Annotated in this window: 13 protein-coding genes; 8 read left to right on the top strand and 5 right to left on the bottom strand. The window is 59.5% G+C overall.

What is annotated here, in order from left to right:
- Nucleotides 1-42 precede the first annotated feature (42 nt).
- Together ABEV74_RS22660 and ABEV74_RS22655 are read right to left on the bottom strand one after the other, a co-directional pair.
- Entirely contained in the window at nucleotides 43-702 is a 660-nt protein-coding gene (locus ABEV74_RS22660; protein ID WP_160327809.1) for a PspA/IM30 family protein, read from the bottom strand.
- A gap of 23 nt (nucleotides 703-725) precedes the next feature.
- Nucleotides 726-956 carry a PspC domain-containing protein gene (locus ABEV74_RS22655; protein WP_213531697.1) on the bottom strand — a complete coding sequence of 77 codons (231 nt, stop codon included), beginning with the start codon at nucleotides 954-956 and terminating at the stop codon, nucleotides 726-728.
- 375 nt (nucleotides 957-1,331) lie between these two features.
- On the opposite strand from ABEV74_RS22655, the gene ABEV74_RS22650 reads away from it, so the two are divergent.
- The 5 genes from ABEV74_RS22650 (at nucleotide 1,332) to ABEV74_RS22630 (ending at nucleotide 4,834) form a co-directional block, all read left to right on the top strand.
- Nucleotides 1,332-1,880 carry an SRPBCC domain-containing protein gene (locus ABEV74_RS22650; RefSeq protein WP_430149886.1) on the top strand — a complete coding sequence of 183 codons (549 nt, stop codon included), beginning with the start codon at nucleotides 1,332-1,334 and terminating at the stop codon, nucleotides 1,878-1,880.
- A 52-nt stretch (nucleotides 1,881-1,932) separates the two neighbouring features.
- Complete coding sequence (locus ABEV74_RS22645) at nucleotides 1,933-2,712, top strand: ABC transporter ATP-binding protein (RefSeq protein WP_062493470.1); 780 nt, start codon at nucleotides 1,933-1,935, stop codon at nucleotides 2,710-2,712.
- Between the two features lie 78 nt (nucleotides 2,713-2,790).
- Nucleotides 2,791-3,126 (top strand): antibiotic biosynthesis monooxygenase, encoded by a 336-nt coding sequence (locus tag ABEV74_RS22640; RefSeq protein ID WP_430149884.1) that lies wholly within the window; start codon nucleotides 2,791-2,793, stop codon nucleotides 3,124-3,126.
- A gap of 145 nt (nucleotides 3,127-3,271) precedes the next feature.
- Entirely contained in the window at nucleotides 3,272-4,159 is an 888-nt protein-coding gene (locus ABEV74_RS22635) for an ROK family protein (RefSeq protein WP_062493467.1), read from the top strand.
- 24 nt (nucleotides 4,160-4,183) lie between these two features.
- A complete protein-coding gene (locus ABEV74_RS22630; RefSeq protein ID WP_244863781.1) occupies nucleotides 4,184-4,834 on the top strand; it encodes an HAD family hydrolase in 651 nt (216 codons plus the stop codon).
- Between the two features lie 54 nt (nucleotides 4,835-4,888).
- On the opposite strand, the gene ABEV74_RS22625 is transcribed toward ABEV74_RS22630, so the two are convergent.
- Nucleotides 4,889-5,620 (bottom strand): FadR/GntR family transcriptional regulator, encoded by a 732-nt coding sequence (locus tag ABEV74_RS22625; RefSeq protein WP_062493465.1) that lies wholly within the window; start codon nucleotides 5,618-5,620, stop codon nucleotides 4,889-4,891.
- Between the two features lie 129 nt (nucleotides 5,621-5,749).
- On the opposite strand from ABEV74_RS22625, the gene glcD reads away from it, so the two are divergent.
- Nucleotides 5,750-7,162: a glycolate oxidase subunit GlcD gene (gene glcD, locus ABEV74_RS22620; RefSeq protein ID WP_430149881.1), complete on the top strand. Its 1,413-nt coding sequence runs from the start codon at nucleotides 5,750-5,752 to the stop codon at nucleotides 7,160-7,162.
- A 4-nt stretch (nucleotides 7,163-7,166) separates the two neighbouring features.
- Nucleotides 7,167-8,582 carry a (Fe-S)-binding protein gene (locus tag ABEV74_RS22615; protein WP_372447214.1) on the top strand — a complete coding sequence of 472 codons (1,416 nt, stop codon included), beginning with the start codon at nucleotides 7,167-7,169 and terminating at the stop codon, nucleotides 8,580-8,582.
- A gap of 16 nt (nucleotides 8,583-8,598) precedes the next feature.
- Here the strand turns inward: ABEV74_RS22615 and ABEV74_RS22610 are convergent, their stop codons facing one another.
- On the bottom strand, nucleotides 8,599-9,078 hold the full coding sequence (locus ABEV74_RS22610; protein ID WP_430149878.1) for a GyrI-like domain-containing protein: 480 nt from the start codon (nucleotides 9,076-9,078) through the stop codon (nucleotides 8,599-8,601).
- A 454-nt stretch (nucleotides 9,079-9,532) separates the two neighbouring features.
- On the opposite strand from ABEV74_RS22610, the gene ABEV74_RS22605 reads away from it, so the two are divergent.
- Nucleotides 9,533-10,396 carry a hypothetical protein gene (locus ABEV74_RS22605; RefSeq protein WP_430149875.1) on the top strand — a complete coding sequence of 288 codons (864 nt, stop codon included), beginning with the start codon at nucleotides 9,533-9,535 and terminating at the stop codon, nucleotides 10,394-10,396.
- Here ABEV74_RS22605 and ABEV74_RS22600 read toward each other — a convergent pair.
- The gene (locus ABEV74_RS22600; RefSeq protein WP_430149873.1) at nucleotides 10,289-10,966 is read right to left on the bottom strand and encodes a GNAT family N-acetyltransferase, cg3035/Rv0428c family; all 678 of its coding nucleotides are present in this window, start codon (nucleotides 10,964-10,966) and stop codon (nucleotides 10,289-10,291) included. The genes ABEV74_RS22605 and ABEV74_RS22600 overlap by 108 nt on opposite strands.
- Between the last annotated feature and the right edge of the window lie 383 nt (nucleotides 10,967-11,349).

The following is an 11,349-nucleotide window of genomic DNA, read 5'->3' as shown; positions in this document are numbered from 1 at the left end:
CAGTTTGTCCTGCTTGCGGACGGCCCTTTCGCTCTCGCCGGTCTACTCTGTCTTCCGCTGCCGCAGCCTCTCCAGCTCCTCTTCGATCCGGGCATGGCGCGCCGCCGCCGCATCGGGTGCCGGGCTTCCAGCATGGCCGCTTTCGGCATAACGCTTCGCTGCAAGTTCGGAGCGGCTTTCCCATTGCATAATTTTCTCTTCCATCCGCTCGAATCCGCTCAGCGCTTCGCTGCCGCAGCCGGCGTAACGGACTTGTGCGGCCGCTTTCCGCGCGCGCTCCGCCAGCTCCCCGTGCCGGGCCTGCATCGAAGCATGCGCGGCTTTCGCGGTCTCAAGCCGGCGTTCCAGCTCGGCGACGGCCGCGCGGGCGGCGTCGAGCTGCCGCGCCGTCTCGTCCGCCTTCTCCATGTAATGAAGCTTCGCTTCCAGCGCCAGTCTGGCCTCGGCTTCGCGCCCGCCCGTCACCGCTTCGACGGCGCGCTCCTCGGCCTGCGCCGTCTGCTGCCGCAGCTCTTCCAGACGGGTTTCGAGCCAACGTTCCGTTCCTTTTTGCTTTGCGATTTCCGCCTTCAGCTGCTCGATTTCCTCTGCCGCATTTTTGACGTAATAGTCCATCATCCGGACAGGGTCTTCCAGCTTGTCAAGCAGCTCGTGAGCTGCCGCTTTCGTAATGTTCAACAGCCGATTCAATACGCTGCTCATCGGCATTCATCTCCTCTCGCGATTTAAAGATAGGGATTGCCGGTATGATACAGAGGCTCCGGCGTCAACGGTTCTTTCGGCACGATCAAGCTGCAGACGATATAGAGGAACAGCACGGTGCCAAAGCTGAACAAACAGCCGACGACGGCGAATACCCGTAGAATGTTGGCGTCGACGCCGAAATACTCCGCCAGCCCTCCGCACAGGCCGGTCAGCTTTTTGTCAGTTCGGGACAGATACAGTTTGCGGCGCATGTCAAGCATCTCCTTTCGAATTCCGCGCTTATAGCTATATCGTAAAGAAACGCCGCGCGCAGCGTAACGGACTTGCGGCGGTTTCGGATTCTCGACTTTGGTCGGGCCGGACCGAGACCCGGGACGGAGCCGGCGTTTCGTCGATGCGCCGCGGCAGCGCCCATTCGCTTCATTCGCCTGCCCTCCGGAATTTGCGCGGCGAAGGCATCTACGAATATTACGGGCAGCGATGAAACATTTGTAAACGCTGACTGCCGCTGTCAGCGTTTCTCCGTTATAATGGTTGAAAAAGGTTGTGGGAGGAACGTCAAAATGCCAGGCGTCATGTTTCGGACGGATGTGGAGCGCGAAACCGGATTGTCGTGAGAGCGGTGGGTGAAGCTGCTGGAAGAGAATTGCGGTCCGGCCCCGACCTACGATCAATTGGCCGAATATTTGCAGGAGCGCGGCGTCGGCCCCGAATGGGTGCCGATCATCGCCGACATGTACGGAGAGCGGCTGGGGCGCAAGCCGGTCGGCCAGACGATGGACGTCGGTTTCAATGTCGGCATCAGGAGAACGGCGGCAATTCCGAAGGAAGAAGCGTGGCATCATCTCGTCTCGCCATCCGGCCTGAAGCTGTGGATCGGCGATGTGGAGCCGTTCCCGCTGCAGGTCGGAAGCGTATTTCAGTCCAAAGACGGCGTCTCCGGAAAACTGGGCGTCGTCAAGCCCTATGAGAAGCTGCGGATGTCGTGGCGCCGCCGGGAATGGGACAACCCTTCCACGCTTCAGATTACGCTGCTCGCGACGAAAACGGGAAAGACGACATTTGCGTTCCACCAGGAGAAGCTTGAAGATGTTTACATGCGGTATGTGATGAAGCGGCACTGGGAAAAGGTCGTCGACCGGCTGATCGAAACGGCGGTTCGCCAAATTCGATAACGGGAAGGTTGGAAGCGATCGACCGGCAAATTGATGAGGAGGCTGCCTGGAAATGACAAACGTAATCGAGCTGAATCAAGTAACATGGAGGCGCGACGACAAAACGATACTCGAGGGGATCGACTGGCAGGTGCGCCAAGGTGAGCATTGGGCCGTTCTCGGTCTTAACGGTTCGGGCAAAACGACGATGCTGAACATGATCAACGGCTATATCTGGCCGACGACCGGCACCGTATCCGTGCTGGGCCATCCGTTCGGCACCGTCGATCTGCGGGAGCTGCGCAAATCGATCGGCTGGGTCAGTTCCTCTTTGCAGGAGCGGCTGTATGGGAACGATCGGACGCAATATGTCGTGATCAGCGGCAAGCATGCGTCGATCGGGCTGTACGAGAAGCCGACCGATTACGACATCGAGAGAGCATTTCACCTGATGCGAAGGCTTGGCTGCGGACATCTGATCGATCGGCCGTACCAGACCTGTTCCCAGGGGGAGAAACAGAAGGTGCTGATCGCCCGGGCGCTGATGGCGGAGCCGAAGCTGCTCATCCTGGACGAAGCGTGCAACGGCCTCGATTTTCTGTCGCGGGAAGCGCTGCTCTCCAGCATCAGCGAGCTGGCCGAATCGCCGGATGCGCCGACGATGCTGTTTGTCACGCATCATATCGAAGAGATTATCCCCGAATTCACGCGCGTGCTGCTTCTGCGCCGCGGGGCGGTATTCGCCCAAGGGTTGTCGCGCGACGTCTTGAACAGCGACGATTTGACGGACTTTTTCGAAACGCCGGTTCACGTCAGCTGGCGAAATGGCCGGGCATGGCTGTCGCTCAAGTGACTTATTGACATTGATAATCTTTATCATTTACTATTAAAATCAGAAGGTTTCCAATAAACGGATGCAAAGGAGCTGCCTATGTTCGTTCAAATGCGCAGTATCGTCGTGGAGAAGGGGTATGCGGATCAGGTCGTCGAGCGTTTCAGCAAGGAAAGCCCGGTAGACGGTATGGAAGGGCTGATCGACCGGACCGTCATGGTGAACCGGCAAGGGAAGGAAAATGAAGAGGTGCTCGTCATGATTCGCTGGGAATCGGAAGAGGCCTGGAAAAATTGGGAGAAGAGCGACGTACACATTCAAGGACACCGGGAAAAGAGAGGCCAGCCGAAACCCGAGTATGTCATCGGCACGACCGTCAAGATGTATCATGTGAAATTTGTGAAGACGGGCAAATCCGGTCAAACCGTCTCTTGAACGCATCGGCTCGCGGACCGTTCTCCGCAGCCGTATTTTTTTTGGGGGAAAATCGTTCGTTTTGGCTAAAAAACTCTTTTCAATTGCGGCGGAATGCGTCAAACTGTATAAGGTACAATTTGTTTGATTTGGGGGATTTGTTTACATGCGGATAGGAGCTATTGAAGCAGGCGGTACCAAATTCGTATGCGGAATCGGTGACGAGAACGGAACGATTGTGGATCGGGTAAGCTTCCCGACCGAAATGCCGGAGACGACGATCGCGAATGTGATCGCCTATTTTCGGGACAAAGAGGTCGAAGCGATCGGTGTCGGCTCGTTCGGACCGATCGATCTTGATCCGGCAAGCCCGACATACGGGCATGTGACGACGACGCCGAAGCCGGGCTGGTCCGGCTATCCGTTGCTGGGAACGCTTAAGGAAGCGTTCGACGTGCCGTTCGGCTGGGATACGGACGTCAATGCCGCCGCTTTCGGCGAAGCGACGTGGGGCGCGGCGCGCGGGCTGGACAGCTGCGTCTACTATACGATCGGCACCGGCATCGGCGTCGGCGTTTATGCCGAAGGGAAGATGGTGCACGGTCTCGTTCATCCGGAAGGGGGACATGTGCTGACGCGGCGCCATCCGGACGATCGTTTCGAAGGCTTCTGCCCTTACCACGGCGATTGTCTGGAAGGAATGGCCGCGGGACCGGCGCTGGAGAAGAGATGGAACATGAAAGGAAAAGACATTCCCGCCGATCATCCGGCGTGGGCGATAGAAGCCTTCTATATCGGACAGGCCGTAGCCGGAACGATTCTGCTGCTGTCGCCGAAAAAAGTCATTTTGGGCGGCGGCGTCATGCATCAACGGCAGCTGCTGCCGCTGATCCGCGCCGAAGTGCAGAAAAATCTGAACGGCTACGTCAGCGCTGACGCCTTGCGCGACGGTATCGACTCCTATATTGTCACGCCGGGATTGGGCGACAATGCCGGCTTGTGCGGGGCGCTGGCGCTCGGTCTGGCTGCCGCACGGGAAGCGGGGAGAGCTTAGAGCTGCAAAAGGAGGTGGCGGACGGTGGGCAATGCCGGCGTTAAGGGCGTTATATTCGATATGGATAATACGCTGCTGCGGTCGCGCATCGACTTTGCGGCGATGAAACGAAGCATCTTTCGGGCGCTTGTCGAGCGCCGCGTGTTGGCCGCCGATTTGCCGCTGGACAACCATACGTCCTCCACCTTGATCGCGCTTGCGCTGGAGAAGGGGATACCCGGCGAACTGCATCGGGAGCTGCTCGCCGTTGCAGCGCGGTACGAGCTGGACGGCATGCGGGATGCCGGCCCTGAACCGGGCGCGATCGAGCTGCTGTCCGCGCTGCAATCCCGCGGTATCGCGCTGGTTGTCGTAACGAACAATTCGCAAGCCGCGGCCGAGGAAGCGCTGCTTCGCACCGGCATGGACGAATTCGTCGAAGAAGTGATCGGCCGGGAACGGATGGCCTCGCTCAAGCCTTCGCCGTCCGGTTACCGGGAAGCGCAGCGCCGGTGCGGCCGCATCCCGCGCGAACGATGGCTGTCGGTCGGCGATTCCTGGATCGACGGCATAGCTTCGCAGGATGCGGGCATTCCGTTCGTCGGTTACGGCATCGCGAAGGAAGAACTGGCTGCCAGAGGTGTTCGGCCGATCGGGACGATCCGGCATTTGCGCGAGTTGCTGCGGTACATTTGAAATTGGCGAAGGCCCGGGCATGCGATGCCGCCCGGGCCTTCGCCGCGTCCGCCGTTATTTCCCGGCGGCTCCTTTATCGTTCAGCACCTGCTCGACTTTGGCGATGTGCAGCTGCATCCGGTTCGCCGCTTCGTCGGCGTCGCGGGCGGCGATCGCTTCGTAGATCGCCTGATGTTCCCGGAGCAGCCGGTCGGCGGTCGACCGCTCGGAATAAAACCAGAGCGCCCGGGTATCGCGCATGCTGTCGTGCAGCCGCCGGGACAGCGACTGCATCAGATCGGCGATGACCGGATTGCGCGTCGCCGCGGCGATCTGCAGATGGAAGCGGACGTCGGCCTGCTCGTTGTACCGCTCGTCGTCGCGGTGTTCCGCCATGCCGGCCAGCGTCTCCTCCAGCGCGGCCAGATCGTCCTCGGTCCGATTGGCGGCGGCCAGTGCGGCGGCGCCGGTCTCCAGCACGCGCCGGACCTCCAGAATATGCCGGACCGATTCCGAACGGTCGATCCACGACTCCCGATCGATGTCGGCCGGATGCGGCGGTGCGGCCGCTTCTTCCGGCTGCTTCGCGAATGTGCCGCCGCCTTGCCGGATGTCGAGCAGCCCCATCGCCTTGAGGGCGCTCAGCGCTTCCCGGATCGTCGAACGTCCGACCTTGTAATGGGCCGACAGCTCGACGACCGACGGCAGCCGCTCGCCGGCGGCGAACCGTCCTTCGCGAATTTGCCGTTCAATATCCTGAAGCACCCATTCATAGCTTTTTAACGGGCGATTGTCCGTTGCTTTCATCGATAGTCTCCTTCCGATCGTCTTCCGCTTGTCGGCGAAAATTGGTCTTCCGCATCTTTATATTTTAGTGTATAGTATTGATCAGAAAAAGTCATCAGATGACCTGATTAATTTTAAGGGGGAGCGGACGTGCAGTCATCTGTGAAACGCGAATTGCTGGATATTTTGGGCCCTCAGGGATTTCGGGACGATCCCGAAACGCTTGTGACGCATTCTTACGACGGAACGCCGATGCTCCAATCGTTGCCGGAAGCGGTCGTCTATCCGGAGAACACACAGCAGGTATCGGACGTCATGAAGGTGCTGCACCGACACCGGATTCCGCTTGTCAGCCGCGGATCGGGGACGAATCTGTGCGGCGGCACCGTGCCGCTGCAAGGCGGCGTCGTCATGGTGATGCACCGGATGAACAAAATATTGGAAGTCGATATGGAAAATTTGACGGCAACCGTTCAACCGGGGCTTATTACGAAAACGTTTACGGAACATATCGAATCGCTCGGTCTGTTCTATCCGCCCGATCCGAGCAGCATGGCGATCTCGACGATCGGCGGCAATATCGCCGAGTGCTCCGGCGGCTTGCGCGGGTTGAAGTACGGCACGACCAAAGATTACGTCATCGGGCTTGAGGCGGTGCTCGCGAACGGCGACATTATCCGTACCGGCGGCAAGCTGATGAAGGATGTGGCCGGCTACGATTTGACGAAGCTGCTCGTCGGCTCGGAAGGAACGCTCGCGATCATTACCGAAGCGACGCTCAAGCTTGTTCCGCCGCCCAAGGCGAAGAAGACGATGGTGGCGATGTACAACGATCTGTACGATGCCGCGCGAACCGTCTCGCAAATTATCGAGAACCGGATCATTCCGGCGACGCTCGAAATTATGGACCGTTCGACGATACGCGTCGTCGACGAATTCGCCGGTCTCGGGCTGCCGCACGACATGGAAGCGATGCTGCTGATCGAGCAGGACGGGGAGCCGGAGACGGTGGAGCGTGACATTGCCCGGATCGAGGAGATTTGCCGGGCCGAGCGGGCCGATCGCGTCAATGTGGCGCAGAGCCAGGAGGAAGCGCTCAAGCTGTTGACGGCGCGCCGGAGCGCGTTCACGGCGCTGGCGCGGCTAAGGCCGACGACCATTCTGGAAGATGCGACCGTGCCGCGTTCCAAAATTGCCGACATGGTCGTCGAGATCAACCGGATCGCCCGCAAGCACAATGTGACGATCTGCACGTTCGGCCATGCCGGAGACGGCAACCTGCACCCGACCGCAACGACCGATGCCCGCGACCATGAAGAGATCAAGCGGGTCGAGGCGGCGTTCGAGGAAATTTTCGAGGCGGCGATCCGGCTCGGGGGCACGATAACCGGCGAGCACGGCGTAGGCGTCGTGAAGGCGCCGTTCCTGGAATGGAAGATCGGGCCTGCGGGCATCGCGGCCATGAAGGCGATCAAGGACAGCTTCGATCCCCATCATCTGCTCAATCCGGGGAAAGTATTCGCCAAGTCGTCCCGCAAACGGGTGGTGATCGACCGTGGTTAAGACGTTGGAACGGCAGGAAGCCGCCACGGACGGCGCACCGCGGCTGACGAAGCTCAGCCCGCTGGCGGCGTCGCTCAAGCTGAAGCTTGACGAAGACCAGCTGACGAACTGCATGCGCTGCGGCTTCTGCCTGCCCGCATGTCCGACGTTCCGCGAGACGGGCGTCGAAGCGGAATCGCCGCGCGGCCGCATTGCGCTCATGAAAGCGGCTGCCGAAGGATTGCTTGCGCCGGACGCCGCCTTCGAGCAGCAGATGTACCACTGCCTTGGCTGCCGGGCCTGCGAGCCCGCATGTCCGGCCGACGTGAAATACGGGCAGCTGATCGAGCAGGCGCGCGAAGCGATCGAGGAGCATACGACAAGCCGACGGTGGTGGGTGAAGGCGGTTCGCACCGCAGTATTCAAGGGGCTGTTTCCGAAGCAGAACCGGATGCGCATGCTCGGCGGCGCGCTCCGGCTGTACCAGCGCTCGGGGCTGGCGCGGCTCGCCCGCGGCGCCGGCGTGTTGAAGCTGCTGCCGAAGCATCTGGCCGAGATGGAGGCGATTATGCCGGAAGCGTCGGGGCGCGGCGTTGTCGAGCGGATCGGCGAGCGCCACGCGGCCAAAGGCGAGCGGATCGCCACGGTCGGGCTGTTCCGCGGCTGCATTATGGATATGCTGTTTACGGATACGAACGTCAAGACGGTCGAATTGCTGACCGAGGCCGGATTCGACGTCGTCATCCCGCCGTCGCAAAACTGCTGCGGCGCGCTTCATGCCCACAGCGGCGAAGTCGAAGACGCGAAGGCGCTCGCCCGCCGCAATATCGAGGCGTTCCGTGCCGCGGGCGTCGACTATATCGTCTCCAATGCAGGCGGCTGCGGCGCCATCCTGTCGGAATACGACCATCTGCTGCATCACGACGAATCGTGGAAGGAAGGCGGAGCGTGGTTCGCGAAGCGGGTGATCGACATTAGCGACCTGCTCGTCCGTTACGGCCGCATGCCTTCGCTTGCCCATGCCGCGTCCGCCGGCGCTGCGCCGGAAGGGGGGCCTTCGTCCGCCGGTTCCAGACCGGTTCGCATCACCTATCAGGATTCCTGCCATCTGCGCAATGTGATGCGGGCGGGTGATTCACCGAGACGGTTAATGCGGTCGATCGCGGGCGTCGAATTTGTGGAAATGCCGGAGGCGGACCGCTGCTGCGGTTCGGCGGGCATTTACAATTTGACGCAGCCGGAGATGGCCGGGCAAATTCTGGAGAAGAAGATGGCTTGTGTCGGTACGACCGGCGCCGACGTCGTGCTGACGAGCAATCCCGGCTGCCTGCTGCAGATGAAGCTCGGCGAGGCGCGGCACGGCGCCGGCCGGGAAGTGCTGCATATCGTCGACTTCGTGCACGGATGCATGAGGGCGGACGGAGCGAAAGCCCGCGAATAATCGCGGGCTTTTCGTATTAACGTTTGACGATCGGAATCCATACCTCGCACCGGTAATCTTCCGCCGCGACGTCTCCCGGAGGATAAACCTCCATCTCCGGCGTGCCGGCATGCTCGTAGCCGGTGGCCGGAAACCACTCCTGATAAATCCGGCCGAACAAGCTTTGGATCGTTTCGGGGATCGGACCGACCGCGGTGAAGATCGCCCAGGTGGAGGCGGGAATCGTTCTCGCATCGAGCCCGTCCGCAACGGATGCCTGATCCGTCCGGCTGGCGATCATATAGGTGAACTCTTCTTTGCCTGGCTGCATGTCCGTCATGACGCCGAGCAGGACGCCGTCGGCGCTGACGGCATTCAACCTGGCGATCGTGCCGTCCCGATGGCTGTCTTCCCAAAACCTCGGGATTTGCCGCGTATGCTCGTTATCCTGGCATGTGCAGTGCATCGCTTTGCCGACCACCGTAAACGCCTCTTTTTCTTCAATCCGATAATCCAATTCTCCTCCATTTTCTTCTCCATGAAGTCGAGAGCGTCTTTCATCCGCGTAAACCATTCCAACCGCATTCGCCTCTTTCTGTTTCCCATTGTATCAACGGATTGGCGGGTTATCCTGTCATTGCGTGCTTTTCGCGAACAGGTTGCATCGTACGGCAGGGCGGAACTTGCTGCCGGATGGCTTGCCCAATCATCATCATACCGCCGATGGCGCGAATCATCAACGGACGGCCGCTCCGCGCGCCGAACGGGATCGGGGGGGGGTGACGGAAGCGAAGGGCCGCCTCCGGATGAAGACAAGTTCCGCCTTCAGCACGAGGACGGTTAAGTCTGCGGCCGCGCTTTATTTTCCTCCTCGGGTTTTGGCCGGAATTCCGTCCGCCGCCCGTTACAAGCGCCGGTCTTTTCCTGTAAAGTTATGGAAAGTAAAGGTATCAGGAAAGGAGATTCGGAAATTGAAGGTGCAAAACGTCGGCGGCTTGAAGACGGTTATCCAATATTTCGAAAGGGAGAAGGGATTGGCGCTGACCGGTCTGCTCGGATTTTTGCTCGCGGGGATATGCGGCGTTTGGGTTTTGTTGTTCGGCGGACAGATCGCGCCCTATGGCGACGTATCCCGAGCGTTTTCGTTTAATGCGGCGCTCGGCATCTTTCTGCTGACGACGGCGGCGATCTTGCCGTTCTCCGGGCTGGAGGCGAAAAGCAGGACATTTTTCCGGCGCGTATATATTATGCTGGCGCTCTATTCCTACTTTGCGGAAACGGTGCAGCATTTTCGCGGCATGGATCCGAGATTCAACCCGGACGGCACCGCCTTCGACAGCATGGTCGGCATCATATTCGGATTCGTCGCCCTGTTGCTGGTGCTGTTTTATCTGTTCCTCGCTTTTTCCTATTTCCGTTCCAAAGCTTATCGCTTGCGTCCGGAGCTCGTATTGGGCATTCGCTATGCGATGATCGCGGTGATGCTGTCGTTTGCGGGCGGGATCTGGTTGTCGTTCAATCAGGGCCGGTTTTTCGGCGAGGAAGGCAATATCATTTGGTTTCACGGCCTCGGCTTCCATGCGCTGCAATGGGTCCCGCTGGTCGCCTGGCTGACGGAACGCGGAGCGGTCGTTCCTGCGCTTCGCCGCAGGCTCATTCATATTGCCGGCATCGCCTATTCGCTCGGTTTGACGGCGATCGGCGCGCAGACGCTTCTCGGGCAATCGCTATTCCAGTGGACCGTCCTGCCGATCGTTGCCGCCTGCTGCTTCCTGACCGCGCTCGTGCCGGCGGCGGTTGCCTTGCGGCGTCAAAACCGTTCCATTGCCGTCTAAAAACGCGCAAATGCTTTGCGGCGGTACCAATAGGCATATGAAGGCGACCGGGACTTTCTGTTCCCTGATGAGAAAAAAACCGCGATGCAGGCACGGACCGGACAGCAAGCGAACGGCAATTCGGAGCGCGCTTTCGTCCAGACCGGAAAGAGCGGCGAACGCGTCCAGCCACTCTCCGCTGGCCGAGGGGAAGAAAGCGGCGCTGTCCGTCTCCGGCGGGGCGATATTCGCCAAACCGACGGTCCAAACGCCGGAAGGCTCGACAATACCGTAACCCCTCTTCTCCAGTTCGCGATCGAGCCACTCCGGCTCCGCGAAAGAAACGAGCTTGAATACCGGAGCCAGCCCCGCGGCGGCGTAAGCCGATTCGCAATAGGCGATTCGTTCGGCCAGACGATTCTGTTCGTTTGCGCATAAATAAGGGATAACCGAGTTCGCCCGCTTTGTATATCCGCCCGAAAAGCGGAGCTGCCAGCCCTCGTGCAGAACGGTATGCAGACCCGGCCAGGCGTTCAGGCAGCGTTCTTCCAATCGGAACAGCTCGTCGATTTTGTCATGACGGATCGCCATCCCCTCCTTTTGAATAAGTTGTATAAATATACATTAAAACAAATATATATTCAAAACTTCATTTGCACAAGCGGCATTTTCCGATCGGATTGTGCGCTCATTCCGATTCGCCCTTTACATCGGCCTGCCGCCAATGGTACGTCCCGGTTAAAGGCGCGTCAGTTCTTTTTGTCTCCGTGGCCGGGTCTGCGAAATGGCGTTCAGCGCGATTTTGCAAAAAAAAGTTGCCAAACTGCCCGTTTTTGTACTATGATGGGGACAAATTTAAAGGCAATGCTACCGAAAAGGTACAACCTCGCATGCACGTTGCAAGCAGGTTGTACCTTTTTTGCGTTGCACAACAAGAAAAGTCCAGCGGTAAGATGTCAAGTCCCTGATTCGTG

It is taken from the genome of Paenibacillus cisolokensis (assembly GCF_050481165.1).
In the GTDB taxonomy this organism is placed as follows: domain Bacteria; phylum Bacillota; class Bacilli; order Paenibacillales; family Paenibacillaceae; genus Paenibacillus_AH; species Paenibacillus_AH cisolokensis.
This window is presented reverse-complemented; position numbering and strand designations above follow the sequence as displayed.

Excerpts from the sequence above, each read along its gene's own strand:
- ABEV74_RS22660 (WP_160327809.1), bottom strand. The coding sequence starts at position 702 with ATGAGCAGCGTATTGAATCGGCTGTTGAACATTACGAAAGCGGCAGCT.
- ABEV74_RS22625 (WP_062493465.1), bottom strand. The coding sequence starts at position 5,620 with ATGAAAGCAACGGACAATCGCCCGTTAAAAAGCTATGAATGGGTGCTT.
- ABEV74_RS22640 (WP_430149884.1), top strand. The coding sequence starts at position 2,791 with ATGTTCGTTCAAATGCGCAGTATCGTCGTGGAGAAGGGGTATGCGGAT.
- ABEV74_RS22645 (WP_062493470.1), top strand. The coding sequence starts at position 1,933 with ATGACAAACGTAATCGAGCTGAATCAAGTAACATGGAGGCGCGACGAC.
- ABEV74_RS22600 (WP_430149873.1), bottom strand. The coding sequence starts at position 10,966 with ATGGCGATCCGTCATGACAAAATCGACGAGCTGTTCCGATTGGAAGAA.
- ABEV74_RS22655 (WP_213531697.1), bottom strand. The coding sequence starts at position 956 with ATGCGCCGCAAACTGTATCTGTCCCGAACTGACAAAAAGCTGACCGGC.
- ABEV74_RS22635 (WP_062493467.1), top strand. The coding sequence starts at position 3,272 with ATGCGGATAGGAGCTATTGAAGCAGGCGGTACCAAATTCGTATGCGGA.